This window comes from Gemmatimonadota bacterium, from assembly GCA_009838845.1.
GTDB lineage: Bacteria > Latescibacterota > UBA2968 > UBA2968 > UBA2968 > VXRD01.
The window spans coordinates 1-17,693 of the sequence record VXRD01000064.1 but is presented as its reverse complement, the minus strand read 5'-3'; the positions used below and the strand labels follow the sequence as shown (position 1 = coordinate 17,693).

Annotated in this window: 11 protein-coding genes, 3 tRNA genes and 1 pseudogene; 9 read left to right on the top strand and 6 right to left on the bottom strand. The window is 53.0% G+C overall.

Annotation, left to right across the window (positions count from 1 at the left end; genetic code table 11):
* The coding region (locus tag F4Y39_08955) for a hypothetical protein (protein ID MYC13836.1) at positions 1-365 on the top strand (365 nt) is incomplete at its 5' end.
* 157 nt (positions 366-522) lie between these two features.
* On the opposite strand, the gene F4Y39_08950 is transcribed toward F4Y39_08955, so the two are convergent.
* The 4 genes from F4Y39_08950 to F4Y39_08935 all read right to left on the bottom strand — a co-directional run bounded on the left by F4Y39_08950 (position 523) and on the right by F4Y39_08935 (position 2,311).
* Positions 523-593, bottom strand: a tRNA-Gln gene (locus tag F4Y39_08950).
* A gap of 37 nt (positions 594-630) precedes the next feature.
* A complete protein-coding gene (locus tag F4Y39_08945) occupies positions 631-2,052 on the bottom strand; it encodes a glutamate--tRNA ligase (protein MYC13835.1) in 1,422 nt (473 codons plus the stop codon).
* A 23-nt stretch (positions 2,053-2,075) separates the two neighbouring features.
* Positions 2,076-2,167: transfer RNA gene (locus F4Y39_08940), tRNA-Ser, on the bottom strand.
* A gap of 56 nt (positions 2,168-2,223) precedes the next feature.
* Positions 2,224-2,311: transfer RNA gene (locus tag F4Y39_08935), tRNA-Ser, on the bottom strand.
* A gap of 194 nt (positions 2,312-2,505) precedes the next feature.
* Here F4Y39_08935 and F4Y39_08930 point away from each other — a divergent pair.
* The 6 genes and pseudogenes from F4Y39_08930 to F4Y39_08905 all read left to right on the top strand — a co-directional run bounded on the left by F4Y39_08930 (position 2,506) and on the right by F4Y39_08905 (position 12,683).
* Positions 2,506-4,125, top strand: coding sequence for an NAD(P)H-hydrate dehydratase (locus F4Y39_08930; protein MYC13834.1), 1,620 nt, complete (start codon positions 2,506-2,508; stop codon positions 4,123-4,125).
* A gap of 18 nt (positions 4,126-4,143) precedes the next feature.
* A pseudogene (gene carB / locus F4Y39_08925) lies at positions 4,144-7,406 on the top strand (carbamoyl-phosphate synthase large subunit).
* Positions 7,407-7,411: 5 nt separating this feature from the next.
* Positions 7,412-9,535: a TonB family protein gene (locus F4Y39_08920; protein ID MYC13833.1), complete on the top strand. Its 2,124-nt coding sequence runs from the start codon at positions 7,412-7,414 to the stop codon at positions 9,533-9,535.
* A 2-nt stretch (positions 9,536-9,537) separates the two neighbouring features.
* A complete protein-coding gene (locus tag F4Y39_08915; protein ID MYC13832.1) occupies positions 9,538-10,338 on the top strand; it encodes a dihydroorotate dehydrogenase electron transfer subunit in 801 nt (266 codons plus the stop codon).
* Positions 10,339-10,545: 207 nt separating this feature from the next.
* Positions 10,546-11,391 carry a hypothetical protein gene (locus F4Y39_08910; GenBank protein MYC13831.1) on the top strand — a complete coding sequence of 282 codons (846 nt, stop codon included), beginning with the start codon at positions 10,546-10,548 and terminating at the stop codon, positions 11,389-11,391.
* On the top strand, positions 11,388-12,683 hold the full coding sequence (locus F4Y39_08905) for a metal-dependent hydrolase (GenBank protein ID MYC13830.1): 1,296 nt from the start codon (positions 11,388-11,390) through the stop codon (positions 12,681-12,683). The genes F4Y39_08910 and F4Y39_08905 overlap by 4 nt, the downstream gene beginning before the upstream one ends.
* Before the next feature lie 19 nt (positions 12,684-12,702).
* Here the strand turns inward: F4Y39_08905 and F4Y39_08900 are convergent, their stop codons facing one another.
* Both F4Y39_08900 and F4Y39_08895 read right to left on the bottom strand, forming a co-directional pair.
* Entirely contained in the window at positions 12,703-14,184 is a 1,482-nt protein-coding gene (locus F4Y39_08900; GenBank protein ID MYC13829.1) for a sigma-54-dependent Fis family transcriptional regulator, read from the bottom strand.
* A gap of 31 nt (positions 14,185-14,215) precedes the next feature.
* The gene (locus F4Y39_08895; protein ID MYC13828.1) at positions 14,216-16,675 is read right to left on the bottom strand and encodes a hypothetical protein; all 2,460 of its coding nucleotides are present in this window, start codon (positions 16,673-16,675) and stop codon (positions 14,216-14,218) included.
* A gap of 267 nt (positions 16,676-16,942) precedes the next feature.
* On the opposite strand from F4Y39_08895, the gene F4Y39_08890 reads away from it, so the two are divergent.
* Together F4Y39_08890 and mazF are read left to right on the top strand one after the other, a co-directional pair.
* Positions 16,943-17,164: an AbrB/MazE/SpoVT family DNA-binding domain-containing protein gene (locus F4Y39_08890; protein ID MYC13827.1), complete on the top strand. Its 222-nt coding sequence runs from the start codon at positions 16,943-16,945 to the stop codon at positions 17,162-17,164.
* Positions 17,158-17,517, top strand: coding sequence for an endoribonuclease MazF (gene mazF, locus F4Y39_08885; protein ID MYC13826.1), 360 nt, complete (start codon positions 17,158-17,160; stop codon positions 17,515-17,517). Before F4Y39_08890 ends, mazF begins: the two co-directional genes overlap by 7 nt.
* Positions 17,518-17,693: the final 176 nt, after the last annotated feature.

The window sequence follows — 17,693 nt, the reverse complement described above, 5'->3', positions numbered from 1 at the left end:
GTTCGATCCCAAAAGAATTGGGCAACATCACAACCCTTGGGGTGCTGTATCTTCACAATAATCAGTTGAGTGGGGAGATCCCAGCAGAATTGGGCAACCTGATCAACCTTGAGGTGCTCAGACTTTATGGCAATGAGTTGAGTGGAGAAATTCCAAAAGAATTGGGCAACCTGGTCAACCTTACTGAATTGAATCTTGGTGGCAACCAGTTGAGTGGTAAGCTTCCTCAGAGCCTGACAATGCTAACGAAGCTGGAGAAATTTTCTTTTTGGAGTGAGGGTGGACTATGTGCGCCGCTTGATGCAGCCTTTCAGGCGTGGCTTGAGGGCATTGCAACTACCAGTGGCTCAAATTGCTCGGAATAGAACGCACTCGGACGGACGATAAATAGCACGACCTGCATAAACGGCTATGAACGGAGGTGCTACTTAACATTTTTAGACTCAGGAACCTGAGGTAAAACAAAAGGCCGTAAGTATTGCTCAGTAGTAGCAAAAACTTACGGCCTTTTAAAAAATGAAATTGCCCCCCAGGGATTCGAACCCCGATCCTACGGTCCAGAGCCGCATGTCTTGCCATTAGACGAGGGGGCAAAAATATATAATTAAAGATTCAGGAAGGCACGCCCCATCACGACCCCAAAACCTCCAGCGCCTTCTTCAGCCTGCGAATACAGGTTTCTCTTCCAAGCACAGCCATCAACTCAAACAACCCCGGCCCAAACCCAACGCCGCAAAGCGCGAGCCGCGTCGGATGAATCAGCCTCGAAGCCGAAATTCCCAATTCACCAGATAGTGTGCGCGTCACACCCTCGATATCGCCCTCACCAAACGAACCCAAATCCTCCAAACGCTCAATCATCAACCCAACGCGCTCGGGCGTATCCGTCTTCCAGTTCTTCTTTGCCGTCTTTGCATCATACGACACCGGATCCACAAAAAAATAACCCGTATGCTGCAAATCCTGAAGTGTATGCAACCGCGGCTGCAACAACTCGGCAATCTTCAACAACTCATCCCGCCGCTCAGAAGCCTCTGCCTCAGAAAGCCACCCCTCCACAACCCAAATCGGTATCGCATCATCCAGAACCTCATCCACCGGACGAAGACGCATATGCTCGCCATTGAGCCAGACCAGTTTCTTCTCATCAAAAATCGCGTCTCTCTTGAGTAATCCCTCAACAGAAAACGCCTCGGTCAACTCATCTCCCGCAAACACCTCGCGCTCATCCCCCGGTGCCCAACCCAACAGCGCGAGATAATTGAACATCGCATCCGACAAAAAACCCCGCTCCTGATACTCCGAAATCGTCGTCGCACCGTGGCGCTTGGACAACTTACTGCCATCGGGACCCAAAATCAGCGTCGAATGCCCATACTCCGGCACCATCCACGAAAGCGCCTCAAACAGCATAATTTGCTTGGGCGTATTCGACAAATGATCCGCAGACCGCAACACCATATTCACACCCATATCGTGATCATCCACCACCACCGCAAGATTGTAAACAGGGGACCCATCGGGCCGCAACAAAACAAAATCCTCAACCTCGGCATTATCCCACCGCTGCACCCCCCGAATGCGATCGTGCCAGACCGTCTCACCCGCTGGCACCTTAAACCGCACAACCCGTGGCCGCCCTTCTGCCTCAAAAGCAGCCTGCTGTTCCGGCGTCAAATCCCGATCGTAGCGCACGCGCCGCTTCTCGACCTGCGCCTGCCGGCGCATCGCGTCAAGCTCCTCCGCAGTCTCATAGCCGTAATACGCATGCCCCGTCTCCACCAGACGCTCGGCGGCTTGCTTATGCGCCTCGACATTATCCGACTGAAACACTGGCTCGGCGTCAAAATCAACACCGAGCCAGTTCAAACCATCCAGAATCGTCTGAAGCGACGACTCTGTAAAACGCTCTCGATCCGTATCTTCCACGCGCAACAACAACTTTGCCTGGTAGTGCTTCGCGTAAAGATGATTAAAAATCGCCGTTCGCGCATTGCCCACGTGAAACCCACCAGTGGGAGACGGCGCAAAACGCAAAACCGTATCCGACATCGAAAATCGACCTATCAATTATATGGCGGAGAGGGAGGGATTCGAACCCTCGGTAGAGGAAACCCCCTACAACAGATTAGCAATCTGCCCTGTTCGGCCACTCCAGCACCTCTCCGCGAACAAAAACGAACAGCCAAAAGTAACAAAGGACCTGTATAAATGCAAGATAAATGGCGGTGGGGGTGGGATTCGAACCCACGGACCCGCGAGGGTCAACGGTTTTCAAGACCGCCCGATTCGACCGCTCTCGCACCCCACCACACCATCTGAAAAGTATAGACAAGCCCCCCATCTGTGTCAAGCGGTTTGTATCAACTCGGCGAAACCACACTTAAACTTTGTTTTTCTTCTATTTATCAATCAAACACCCAATAATCCCCGATCCTTACAACCACCAAAAAAGGGTTTGCGTTGCCCGTGTCCTTCCTGTATTTTTAGGCACAAACTTGTAACATGACCCAGAAAATCTCACACCGCGCGCACGACCTCGCACCCTCCCCTATGATTGAGCTTATCACCGGCTCCCAGATGGCATCTATTGACCATCGGGCAATTGACAGTGGTATGCCGGGCATAAAACTCATGGAAGCCGCCGGGCAAGGTGTAACCCGGGCAGTAGAAAACCTGTTGGGCGAACTCCAAAACCGGCACATCGTCATCCTCTGTGGCAAAGGCAACAACGGCGGCGACGGCTTTGTCATCGCCAGGCAAGCGGCCCAAAGCGGTGCAAAAGTCCAGGTATTCACAGCCACATCCGCCCGGGAAATAACAGGCGATGCAAAAACCAACCTCGACCGACTGCCCCCGGACATCGTGCAGCCGGTTGATCGCATTGCAACAGTACAAAACGCACTAACCAATGCCGACATCGCCGTTGACGCCCTCCTGGGCACAGGCATTCAAGGACCTCCCCGCGGCATATACGCCGAACTCATAGACGCACTCACCCGCGCCCAATGCCCCATAGTCGCCGTAGATATACCCTCTGGACTCAACGCCGACACAGGCAAAATCGAAGGACCCTGTGCAACCGCAACATGCACAGTCACATTTGCACTGCCCCGCATTGGACACTTCTTCTACCCCGGACGCGCCCAATGCGGCAAACTGCATCTCATCGACATCGGGATACCACGGTCGGCAATTGAGTCCGAACGCATCAGCACCTACCTGATAGACAACCGCCGCTGCGCTCGCCTGCTCCCCCAACGGGAACCCGACGCCCACAAAGGAGACTGCGGCAGAGTATATATCCTCGCCGGATCTGTGGGACTCACAGGCGCGGCGGCACTCTCGGCAAACGCGGCACTCAAAGGAGGCGCGGGCCTCGTCACACTCGGCGTACCCAAAAGCCTCAACGACATACTCGAAACCAAAGTCACCGAAGCAATGACCCACCCGCTACCCGAAGTAAAAAAAGTCAGATGCTTATCCCTGCGCGCCCGGGGCGAAATAAAACGCGCATGTCGCACAGCCGACAGCATCGCCATTGGCCCAGGCTTAGGCACCCATCGAGAAACCGTCGAACTCATCCGCCGCCTCGTGCGCGACTGCGTTTGTCCCGCAGTCATTGACGCCGACGCACTCAACGCCCTCGCTGGCGACCTCGATGCGATTCGCGCCTGCGAAACACCCCTGGTACTCACCCCGCACATCGGGGAATTTGCGCGCCTGACCGGATACAGCATCGCCGAAATACAGCGCGATCCCATAGCCCGCGCCCTGAAATTCGCCACCGATGTCGGAGCCACCACAGTCCTGAAAGGCGCGCCAACCATCGTCGCAACGCCAGAAGGCGAAACGCACATCAACCCAACCGGCAACCCGGGAATGGCCACCGGCGGCACAGGAGACGTACTAACGGGCCTATTGGCCGCACTCATCGGTCAGGGACTCACCCCCTCAGAAGCCGCATGCACAGCCGTCTATCTCCACGGCCTCGCCGCTGATATCGCAGCGAAAAAAACAGGACACATAAGCCTCATCGCCAGTGACATCATCGAAAATTTTGCCGCAGCCATTCACCAGATACGCAACAGCACCGACTACTTTGACCTGAACCTCACCACCTGATTTTGGACCCTATACCCAATGCCCAAGCGAACCGACCTCAAAAAAATAATGCTCATCGGCTCTGGTCCCATCGTCATCGGACAAGCCTGTGAATTTGACTACTCGGGCACGCAAGCCTGCAAAGCCCTCAAAGAAGAGGGATACGAAGTCGTACTGGTCAACAGCAACCCCGCCACCATCATGACCGACCCCGAAATGGCTGACCAGACTTATGTCGAACCCGTCACACCCGAAGTATGCGCGGCAATCATCGAAAAAGAACACCCGGATGCCCTCCTCCCAACCCTGGGCGGACAAACGGGCCTCAACACCGCCATGGCCCTGCACGAACAGGGAACACTCGAAAAATTCGACGTCGAAATGATCGGCGCAAAACCACACGCCATAGAAAAAGCGGAAAACCGCGAAGCCTTTCAAAAAGCCATGAATAAAATCGGCCTCGACTTTCCCAAAGGCCGATTTGCCTACACCCTCAAAGAAGCACTCGACATCACGACTGAAATCGGATTTCCCGCCATCATCCGCCCATCCTACACCCTGGGCGGCACAGGCGCTGGCACCGCGTACAACATCGAAGAATTCAGACACTCTGCTGCACACGGACTAAGCCTATCGCCCACCTCTGAGATCCTCGTAGAAGAATCCATCATCGGCTGGAAAGAATTCGAACTCGAAGTCATGCGCGATCAAAACGACAACGTCGTCATCATCTGCTCCATAGAAAACTTCGACCCCATGGGCGTTCACACAGGCGACTCCATCACCGTGGCACCCGCGCAAACCCTCACCGACAAAGAATATCAGGAAATGCGCGACGACGCCATCGCATGCATCCGAGAAATCGGCGTGGAAACCGGCGGCTCCAACATCCAATTTGCAGTGGATCCCAACACGGGCCGGCGCGTCGTCATAGAAATGAACCCCCGCGTCTCCCGCAGCTCTGCGCTCGCCTCAAAAGCCACGGGCTTCCCCATCGCCAAAATAGCCGCCAAACTCGCCATTGGATACACCCTTGACGAAATACAAAACGACATCACGCGCGAAACACCCGCCTCATTTGAACCCACCATCGACTATTGCGTCATCAAAATCCCGCGCTGGACATTTGAAAAATTTCCCCAAACTGCTGATCTGTTGGGCACACAAATGAAATCTGTAGGTGAAACCATGGCCATAGGTCGCACGTTTAAAGAAGCACTGCAAAAAGGCCTGCGCTCTCTCGAAATCGGGCGTGCGGGATTTGGTGCCGACGGCAAAGACATCCATCCCAACACCCTCTCGCGCGAAGCCCTCGAACGCGGCCTGCGCGAACCCAACTCGCAGCGATTGGCCTATCTCAAAACGGCTTATGACGCGGGACTATCCGTACAGGAAATTTTTGACGCAACCAAAATTGACCCCTGGTTTCTCGACAACATGCGACAACTCGTCGAAGTAGAAAAAGAACTCGCCGCCCTGATGGACTAACCATGACAAAACAGCACACACTCAACGACTTAAAATCGCGCATCACCCGCGCAGACCTGCTCAAAGCCAAACAACACGGCTTTTCCGACCGCCAACTGGCACACCTGTGGCGCAGTGACGAATGGGCTGTTCGCGCCCTGCGAAAAGAACTCGGCGTCGCGCCCGTATTCAAAACCGTAGATACGTGCGCCGCCGAATTTGAAGCCTATACACCGTATCACTACTCGACCTATGAGACAGACAACGAAGCCATCCGATCCGATCGACAAAAAATCATGATCCTGGGCGGCGGTCCCAATCGCATTGGACAGGGCATCGAATTCGACTATTGTTGTTGCCACGCCTCTTATGCCCTCAAAGAAGACGGATTTGAGACCATCATGGTCAACTCCAACCCCGAAACCGTCTCCACCGACTACGACACATCCGACAAACTCTACTTTGAACCGCTCACTGCCGAAGACGTACTCAGCATTGCCGATGTTGAACAACCCGACGGCGTCATCGTTCAATTCGGCGGACAAACACCGCTCAACCTCGCGCGCGACCTCGAACGCGGGGGCCTCAACATCGCCGGCACATCGCCCGACGCCATTGACCTGGCCGAAGACCGCAAGCGCTTTGGCGCACTCATCAAAGAACTGGGCATACGACAACCCGAAAACGGCACCGCAATAAGCACCGACGAAGCAATCGCCATAGCCGAACAAATCGGATATCCGGTCCTCGTGCGTCCCTCTTACGTACTCGGGGGCCGCGCAATGGCAATTGTATATGACCGCGAAGCCCTCATCGCCTATATGCGCAACGCCATAGAAGCCTCTCCCGAGCGCCCCATCCTCATCGACCGATTTTTAGAAGACGCACACGAATTTGATGTCGATGCCGTAGCTGATCCAACAGCAGTCGTCATCGGCGGCATCATGCAACACATCGAAAGCGCGGGCGTACACTCTGGCGATAGCGCCTGCGTATTGCCCCCTTATCAAATCTCCAACACCAACCTCAATGAACTGCGAAATCACACCCACGCCCTGGCCAGAGCACTCAATGTCGTTGGCCTCATGAACATTCAGTTTGCCATTCAAGGCGAAGACGTATTTATTATAGAAGTCAACCCCAGGGCATCGCGCACAGTGCCCTTTGTCAGCAAAGCCATTGGCGTGCCCCTTGCCAAAGTCGCTGTCCGCGCAATGGTCGGGCGCACACTTGTAGAACAGGGCTTTACCCGGGAAGTACCCATCAACCACATCGCCGTCAAAGAAGCCGTCTTGCCCTTTAACAAATTTCCCGGCGTTGACACCGTCCTCGGTCCCGAAATGAAATCCACCGGCGAAGTCATGGGCATAGACACCGACTTTGGCCTCAGCTTCCAAAAAGCGCAACTCGGCGCAGGCGTGCGCTTACCCCAGGAGGGAACCGTATTTTTAAGCGTCAACGACCGCGACAAAGAAGGGCTTGTACCGATTGCCCAACAACTATCCGACATGGACTTTCGCCTCATTGCCACAGGGGGAACCTGCGCCTTTCTCAAAAGCCACAACATTGCCTGTAATCGGATCTTCAAAATCCAGGAAGGGCGCCCAAACATCCTCGACGCCATCAAAAACGGCGAAATCTCTCTCATGATCAACACGCCTGCTGGAGAGCAATCCCAGGCCGCCGACCCTGAAATCCGCAAAGCCGCCGTTCAATACGGCCTGCCCTACACAACCACCTTATCGGGAGCCGCCGCCGCTGTAGCCGGCATCCAATCACTCAAAAACAACAGCACAATTCGCATCCGTTCACTCCAGGACTTTCACAATTCTTAAATCCCATGTCTCGTCTCATCTACATCACATCCCTCTGCTTCCTCTGTCTGGCATCCTGCAAAAGCGTGTATTACAACACCTTTTACAACGCCAAACAACAGTACAGTATAGCCGAGCAAAAACGCGTCGAATCCCAAACCCCTGGCAGCCGAATAACATCTGCGACTTATAACGCGCTCTACCAGCGGGCCATACTCAAAGCGTCCATCGTGCTCAAATACTTTCCCGATAGCAAATGGTTCGACGACAGCTTGTTGCTCATCGGCAAAGCGTCTTATTGGCGCGAAGATTACACCGAAGCACTCACCAAATTCCAAGAACTGCAAAAACTCTTCCCAGAAAGCGAACTAATCCCCGAAACGCGCTACTGGCAGGGCCGCGCGCTCTGGGCAATGAATCGCACCAATGAAGCGCGGACTACATTTTCTCTTTTCGACAAAAAAATCAATCCCGAATTGTACGGCCTATCAAATCTGGCACTCGCGGAAATGGAAGCCTCACAGGGCAACAAAGAAGAAGCGATCATATCCTATAAAGCACTGCTCGAAACACTCGACAAAAAGCACAAATTACGCGCGCGCGCCTGGCAAGGCGTGGGCAATAACCTCCTCGAATTGAACCGATACGACGAAGCACTTGAAGCCTACGAAAACGTGCTAAAATCAAAACCCGATACCAGGACAAATTTTGAAACCCGCGTCAAAATTGGCGAAACCCTCGAGCGCCAGCAGAAATATGACGGGGCGCTGGACGCGTATCAAAAAATATTAAAAATCAAACGGCTTCGCATTTACGAAGCCGAAATCCGCCTCAAACAGGCGCATATATACCAGCTAAAAGATCAGACTGAAACTGCGGAAGAAATTTACAGCGACATCGGAAAAAAATATCCCCGTAGCGAATACAGCGCAGCAGCTTTTTATCGTCTGGGCCTCATCGAACAAAAATCGCGTAAAAACCTGGAAAAATCCAAAGAACTATTCGAAAAAGCCGTCCGCGAAGACCGAAGTTCAGATGAGGGTAAACTGGCTTTACAACGGCAAAAAGACCTCGTAGCACTCGAACGCTATCAGACACAGATCGAGAAAGTCGAAGACCCACAAAAAGCATTGGGACCGCTTTTCGATCTCGCTGAACTATACCTCTTTAATCTCGGCGAACCCGATTCGGCCCTGAGCATTTACCAGCGCGTATTGACCCTGACCGACACGACTGATCTGTCACCCAGGGTGCGTTATGCCATTGGGCTTATTTACGCCGACAGCCTGAAAAATGAAACCGCAGCGCGAGAACACTTCCAACTGCTCCTCGACCAACACCCCAACACACCTTATGCCGTTGAAGCTCGGACGCGCCTCAATCAAAAACACGCCGATGATGCCCTGGCAGAAACGCGATTTCTGCAAGCAGAAAACCTCATCGCAGAAGGCACACCCACACGGGATATCTTACCCATCTACCAACAAATAGCCGACGAATATCCCAATAGCCTCTTTGCCCCAAAGGCTCTTTTTGCCCTTGCCTGGACCTACGAAAATAACCTGGACCAGCGCGAACAGGCAAAAACCGTTTACGAACAAGTGCAGGAGCGATACCCCCTCACACAATACGGCAAAATAGCAACCGACAAACTCAAGGGCAAATTTCTCGACCCCCCGCCCGAGCCAGCAGACACCACCCAAACGCAACCGTCGGATACCCAACCCGACACAACGCGAACTGATCCAGCAGACGCACCACCGGATACAACGGCTACCCCGCCTGATATCTCAAAGCTCAGAACGCAAAAAACACCCCCTCCAAAACCCGCCTTCAAACCCAATGTCATTATCGGAGGCGGTATCATGGAAGCCGTAGATGCCGATGAAGAACCTCAGGTCATAGAAGAAATCGAACCCGAATACCCCGAAGAAGCCAGAGCCGAAGGCAAACCCGCCATGGTCTTCTTGCGCTTGCTCATCTTAAAAAACGGCAGCGTGGGCGAAGTCCACGTAATCTCTGGACCCGAACTCTTTCACAGTGCCGCAGTAGAAGCAGCAAAACAATACACCTTTGAACCCGGCATACACGAAGACGCGCCGCGCGACATGTGGACAGACATAGCCATCCACTTTGAACCCCCAGAGTAACAATGCCCGAAATCCCAAACTTCATCTCCGAATCTGCCATCGTAGAAAAAAATGAACCCATAGCCCAGGGCATCTACCTCATGCGCCTGCACGCGCCCCGGCTCGCAACCGCCTCTCGCCCGGCGCAATTCCTGCAAATCCTGACCGATCCTGGCTCCTCTCCATATCTTCGCCGCCCCTTCAGCGTATTGCGCGCAAATCGCAAAGCCGGCTGGCTCGACCTCATCTACGACGTCATCGGACCCGGCACCGAACGCTTATCCACTGCCCAATGCGGCGATCAATTTGACGCCAGCGGACCACTGGGCAACCCTTTTGTCCCCCCGGAAACCAAACGCATCCTCCTCGTCGCCGGTGGCGTCGGCCTCGTCCCCCTCGCATTTTTGGCCTGGGAACACCTCGACCGCCGTCCCGACATGATCTACCTCATGGGCGCGGCAAATACCGCGCGCCTGCCCGACATGTCCGCACTCCTACCCGCCGACCTACCCCTTCACATCGCCACCGATGACGGCAGCATAGGACACCGCGGATTTGTCACAGAACTCATCGCCGAACACACCCTCCCAAACCACACCACCATCCTCACCTGCGGTCCCCATCCCATGATGGCGCGCGTCGCTCACATCGCCGCCGAATTAGATACCCCCTGCTATGCCTCCCTCGAAAACCACATGGCCTGCGGTTTTGGCGCCTGTGTCGGCTGCGTAGTCGAATACAAAACATATCCCACCGAAGACCGCCGCTATCGCTGCGTCTGCCTCGAAGGACCCGTCGTCAACGCCCACGAAATTGTCTGGTAACCAACAGTTTCATTCTTATCCCAACTGTTTCATATGACACACCTACTGTTTCAAATGACACAGTTTTCCGTATGTCCTTTTTTTGGCATTTTTTAAAAACACGCTCTCCTGCAATTAGTTACGGGTTTTTAGCTTGTTTGGCACGGTATTTGCCCTATATGACGGGCACAAAATTTCAATTCCAACCCATACAGGAGGGCGTTTCTCATGATACACCAGTCCGTAGAACGAAAAGAAAAACTGCGCTTAATAAAAGCAAACCTATCAAAACGCATCGACACCCTGATAGTCGGTCCCATCGGCATAGGCAAAAGCCATCTCCTCGCGCAAGTCGATGCAGACTATGTACTCAAAGTAAAAACCCTATCCCCAATAAAAGAAGCCCTCATAAATATTGCGGAAGAACTTCACAAAAGCGGAAAACTCTATCCGCACATTGAGGACTTTGAAAAAATCAAAAAACGACACACCCGCGAAACCATTCAAACCTGGACAGACATAGTACTCGACTCAGTGGCAAAAAACGAATGCGTCTTAATCGTAGATGACCTATCCGACATAACGCCCTCCATCGGACGCCTGATCGACAAACTCAACCGCAAATACATCATCATAGCCGCCCTGCGCGAAATTGTAAAAACCTACGAGAAACACTTCTGGAAATTCGACCGCATAGAAATAGAACCCTTATCCACACCAGAAGCCAAAAAACTCATCCGACAGTGTACTGCTGGCGCCGACATAGAAGACTACCACATGACCGAAACCTCCATCTTACAACAAAGCGCTGGCAACCCGCGCGCCATCATCGAAATCGTCGAAAGACTCCGCAAAGAACCCGCCGTAACCCGATCCGTCGTAAGACATGTATCTCACACAGGTGCCCGAAGCCAGATTGATCTTACGTTCGCCGTGGTATTGCTTCTGCTGGTCGTTGTCGCAGCGCGATTCTTCATGCGCGGCATCGGGAGCATGGAAGGCTATGTCCTCGCCGGCATTGGCAGCGCGATACTCGTAGGCATACGATTCTTCACGTACAGGTTCAGACGATGACCGCACCCACACATATCGCATTTGGACTACTCACCGTAGCGGGATCCTTTTCATTCTTCTCCCTGCCCCTACACCGCAACCTTCCCGCAATCGCATGCGCCATCATAGGAAGCGTGCTCCCGGATATAGATTCCCCGCGCAGTTATATCGGTCGCGTGCTCCCTTATGCATCCATCCCCATCGAACGGCAATGGGGACACCGCACAATCACACACTCGCTGCTCTGTCTGCTCGCCCTATCGGTCATGATCTGGCCCTTACTCATCTATCAAATCCCGTGTTACGCGGCCTTGCTCCTGGGCTACCTGAGCCATATAGTCGCCGATTGCGCCACCAAAAGCGGTGTACCCCTGTTTTATCCCCATTCAGCGGCCTGTGTCTTCCCCGGCAGCGCAAAATACAGAATCAAAACCGGATCTATGGGAGAACGCTATCTGTCAATCGGACTTTTGCTTATGCTCCTGATATTCCTGCCCATATTGCACATGGGAGGCATCTGGCAATCATTCAGATACCTCATGGCCACACCCTCTGCTGCATACGCAGATTACCGGCAAGCCGACACAGAAACCATCTTAACCTTTGAAGGACGCTGGCGACACACGCGGGAGCACGTACGCGGAGAAGGTGTGATCCTCGATGCCAGACCCGCCATGTTCTGGATCGTAGTCAACGGACAGGTTCAAACGTGCGGAGAACACGGCGCCATCTTACCGGACAAAGTGCGCGTGCGAGAAACGGATCGCCCCGTACAAATTCAGAGGCTCCAGTTAAAAGACGAAACCTATGAGCAACTGGTAAATCAGATCCCCGAAAACAGTTTTGTATCTGGGCAACTCAAAGCAACTGAAACATTCTCCCCCGGGCGTGAAACCCCCAATACCATCACCATCACTTCCCGATCATTGAAATTTCAATTTGCCCGAAAAGTAGATATCTCGCGGCTTCAGCCCGTCTCTCAAAATTTATCAGAACGCGTAAAAAATCTATCAGAGGAAATATTGAGAATTTGTGAAAAACTGGAAATCGCAAAAATGGCTTATCCGCCAATTCACTACCTCGAACTGAGTCGAATGGAACAAGAACTTACAGAAAAAAGAAAAAAAATCGAAACACTGAAACGCGCACATGTGCGATTCAGCGGCACATTATTCATTCGCATATTCAGCAATCAGCCTTCAGCTTTCAGCTTTCAGTCCCCGCCCAACCACCCAAAGGCAAAAACCACTGGATTGCGGCTTACTGCACGCCGCAATGACAACCCTGCAACGCACGGATTTCCTGACAGCTGACGGCTGATCGCTGACCGCTTCAACACAACCCATACCGCTTCATCCTATTCCTCAAAACCATCCTCGAAACATCCAGAAGCGCGGCTGCCTGAACCTGATTCCCCTCTGTTCGTCGCAAAGCCTCACAAAGCAGTGCCTTCTCAAATGCGGGCAGACTCATCTGATCCTCGGGGAAGGACTGCACCATGCGATCAACGCTACTGGCCGGACCAATCTCAAATAGCTCAAAACTCAGATCATCCGCATCAATCTCCCTACCCCCGCACAAAATAGCAGCCCGTTCAACCGCATTCTTCAGCATGCGGACATTGCCCGGAAACACCTGTTTCTGAAGCAAATCCTCTGCCTCTCTCGAAAATCCCATCAGCGGCTTCCGCAAATCGCGGGCATAACCAGCCAAAAAGTGCTGCGCCAGGAACAGAACATCCCCTGCTCGCTCGCGCAACGGCGGCACCTGAATCGCGAACACATTCAACCTGTAATACAGATCCTCTCTGAAATTCCCCTCCTGCACCGCTACACTAAGCACCCTATTAGTAGCAGCAACCACGCGCACATCCACAGCGATCTCATCACTACTCCCCACGGGTCGAATGCATCGCTCTTCCAGAGCGCGCAACAGGCGCACCTGCATCTCGAGCGGCATATCCCCGATCTCATCCAGAAACAGCGTACCCCCATCTGCCAGCTCAAAATGGCCCTTCTGATCTGCCTTTGCATCTGTAAACGCGCCCTTCTTATGCCCAAAAAACGCGCTCTCAAACAAATTGCCCGGAATAGCAGAACAATTCACGGCAACAAACGGACCGCCAGCGCGGTTGCTCTCGCTATGCACCGCTCGCGCAACCAGTTCCTTCCCCGTACCCGTCTCCCCAACAATCAGCACCGTCGTATAATCAGTCGCAGCCACCTGCCGAATCTGCGCCTTCATCTTCACAACCGCCTCACTCTCCCCTATAATCGCATTCAAACCGCTCTTCTCTCGCTCCTGTGCCTCCATCCTATCCAGCCTCGCCTGAACCCTATCCTTCTCTTTTCGAAGCGCCTGGTAGCGCACAGTGCGCTGGATAGCCGCATTCAACTCCTCCACCTTAAAAGGCTTATTAAAAAAATCAAACGCCCCTTCTCGCAACGCGCGAAACGCATTCTCCGCCTCTTGCACACCCGTAATCACAATCACCTCGGTCTCAGGAGAGATAGACTGCACCTGCCGAAGCACTTCAAACCCATTCATGCCAGGCATCTTCACATCCGTAATCACAATATCCACCGCCTGGCTCTCCACCACCTCCACACCCTTCTCGCCATCTGCCGCTTCGATAACCGTATGCCCCCTGGCGATGAGAAACTTCCCTATCGAAGACCGAATATGTGCATCATCATCGATCACCAGAACCGTCATGCTGACCTGCTCAGCCATTCTTATTCCCTTCTTCCCACATTTACAATCGTTTGTTTTTGGGAAAATAAGACGGAAATGGCAAAAAGCAAGATCACGCATTCAGATTATGTCTTAATGCATTTTAATGTCTTCATACATTTCGGAAAAACTCAATACGCCTGTTAATATCCCTCGCCACCTCAAGAACCTCCACAGGCGCACGAACCACCTCGCCGGAACGCTGTCGTAGGGCAACAATAAGAGGTTCCAACGCATCGGATTTCCCCCTGGACAGGAGAATATCGACAAGATCAGGCTCCGAGGCACCGTTTGCGATCAAATCGGGCACGAGTTGTAGTATCTCGTACATCATCGTCTCATTGTCAGGTAGGAACACCGCATACGCCGACTGAAACACATCCATAGCCATCCGTAGTCTGTTCCTTAGCAGCAGTGCCAAAGCATGGACATACCTTGCTCGCCATACAAACACCACCTTCTCATCGTCAGCCAACGCACCGAGTCTTCCCTCAAGCTCTTCACTTATGAGCATAGCTTCTTTCATACGCCCCACCTTAATTTGTATCATACCTTTTTGGGACAATGCCCAGGCGATCAGAACCCGAATCGCTGGCACATCGCTGGTACCAAAACGCTCGATCACTTCCTCATACGCAGATACTGCCAGCGTCAACTCTCCCAGTTGGGCTTGCAAATCTCCCTTTTGGGACAACGCCCAGGCGACCATAAGCTGAATCCCCGATGCATCGCTGGAGCCAAAACGGGCAATCACCTCTTCATATACAGACACCGCCAGCCCCAACTCTCTCTGTTGAACTTGCAAATCTCCCTTTTTTATCAGCGCCAGAGCGACCGGAAACTGGAAATCGGGCGCATCGCTGGAACCAAAACGCTCAATCACCGCCTCATATGCCGACATCACCACCCCCAACTCTCCGAGTTCATATCGCGCTCCTGCCCCGTGGATCAATACGCGGGCCATCCGCGCCAGGAGTGTATGGTCGCTCGCGTCGTCGAAACGCTCAACCATCTCATCGCAAACCGCGACCACCCCCTGGAAATCCTCCAATTTTTCATAAGCAATAGCCCTCATATGCAATATGTAGGCAAGCAGAGACTCTGGCATCAGAGATGCATCCACGCTTCCTGAAGCGATAAAATGGTCACCAATCTCGATAATCCTTTCAAATTCTTTCTCATCGAGCGCCGTTTGGATCTCCTCTTTTAAACGCAGTTCCGCTGTGAATGGCGCATTTGCCGTCGCCCTGTCCGATATATATTCGACAGCCGACCCTGCCACGCGTAAAAAACTGTCCTCAACGTCCGGTGGTTCGACGAGCGCACGCTCAATACCTTCGCGAATAACCTTTGACTCCGCCGCCTCCAAACTCAGCCGACCAGACATCTGGTACAACTCGCCTATCCCGTAGAACGCCATCATGAAATGGATCAGACGCCTCATACTTGTCGCCTCGTCGCGCTCGCGCCGCAACTTGTAATAGATGCTATAGAGAGGTTCCCCTGCGGCGTACAATCGCTTCCTGCCAGCCCCCTCCACGACGACCGCACCCCTGTTCACAAGTCGGCCGAGCATAGTCGATACGGGCCGAACCCCCATACGCGCCCGCGCCGCGATCTCGCTCGTACTCGACGGTCGCCAAAAATCAATCAACGCGAGATACACGCGGCGCTCGCTCCTGGGCAAAGCCTCCAGATAACCGCGAAAATACTCGGTATGCTCGTCAATCAGCGTCACCAGTTCTTCCATCAACTGGCGCAACGACCTGTGCTGCGCGAACTCAGCGACCATAATTAGAAGACGGGGATTGCCACCGGTCAGGATCTCGAGCGGCCTGATTTCGTGCTCAGTCACCGCGTCTCCACTGACCACCTCCCACAGACGGCAGCAGTCCTCGGTACTCAGCGGTTCCAGATCGACAATTCGGAACAATTCAAAAAACGGCTCCGCCGCATTTTCCAACCCCTCAAAGCGACTCGTCGCAGTGGCAAGCAGCACGATCCGAGGCTCGGACTCCAACACGCCGCGCAATTGCCAGCCAAAATCGTCATCTATATCTTCGCAGAGCGCCTGCAGATTTTCCACCATAAGAACGAGTTTTTTGCCCAACCGGTCCGCCGCGTCCAGAACAGTGTCACGGACGCGATCCGCGAGCGACGCCTCGTCCCAGTGATCGGCCAGATCGGCGTGCGCCTCTCGCAACTCCTGTGCGAGCGCGGAATCGTGCCTGACGCTCTCCTGCACAAGATAAAACAGCGTCTCGAGCCAAAAATCCGCGAGATCGAATATCTCGTGACTCTCCTCCATAAACCGAACCGGTAAAAAACATCTGGAAAGCTCGCCATCAGCATTCAACTCCGCCGAGACGCGCGCGAGCAACATCGTCTTTCCCCGACCCCGAGGCGCGACCATCAGAACGTGCTGGCACGATGGTGAACCGATATTCCTGCGCAGCACCCCAAGCACCGTATCGAGTTCGTGTTTCCTCACCGCGAACTGCTCAATCACCTCCTCGTCGGACTGAAACGTCCCCGGATTGAACTTGCGGATTGGACGATCAGAATTGTTCATTACGCGTCTCCCGGTGATTCATTAAATTTTTGTCAACGAAACTGTTGACAAAATAATATCTTATACAAAAAAGTCAACAAAATTGTGGACAAAATTGCGAGGCCGATATAAGTCATTCTCTACCAGTGGGATATGACATGCAATATCGCGTATTATATTGCCACTGCGTGAGGGATGCAAAATTGGCCTTGATAAGTTCTAAGTCTCAATGTATCTTCATTGTATCTACTATTTAGAGGAGGAAGATATGGAAACCCGTGTGCAGAAATGGGCAATAGTTTAGCCCTGCGTATTCCCAAACCACTCGCTGTCCAGATCGGGCTTGAACCCAATTCGCGGGTCGAATTATCGCTGCGTGGTAAGGAATTGGTCATTGAACCTGTAAAGCCATCTGACTTGAAATTGGACGACCTTCTATCCCAGGTGACCGAGCACAACTTACACGGTGAAATAGATACTGGACCTGCTGTAGGCGGTGAAATATGGTGAAGCCAGACGGGTACGTCCCACAGCGCGGCGATGCGGTCTGGATTAACTTCAATCCACAAGCAGGACATGAGCAAGCTGGACGTCGCCCCGCTGTTGTGCTCTCACCGGGTGCTTATAATGGCAAGACCCATTTGGCAATACTCTGTCCAATTACCAATCAAGTGAAGGGGTATCCCTTTGAGGTCGCCATTCCTGCGGGATTGGATGTGACGGGTATTATTCTTTCAGACCAGGTCAAGAATATGGATTGGCGGGCGAGAAATGCAACGTTGATATGTCCTTTGCCCACGGAGATAGTGGATGCGGTTTTACAAAGAGCCGGAACGCTCCTATCAAGGGAACATGGAACGTGATGAAAATACTCCTATCAAGGGAACATGGAACGTGATGAAAATACCATTTGTATTCACCGATTGGAACGGCAATGGGCTGGATGACGGGCGAGAAACTCAGGCCAACATCTACCAAGCATTAACACTTTAAGGAGGAATTATGAAAGCATCTATTCTCGACTTAAGACGACGCATGA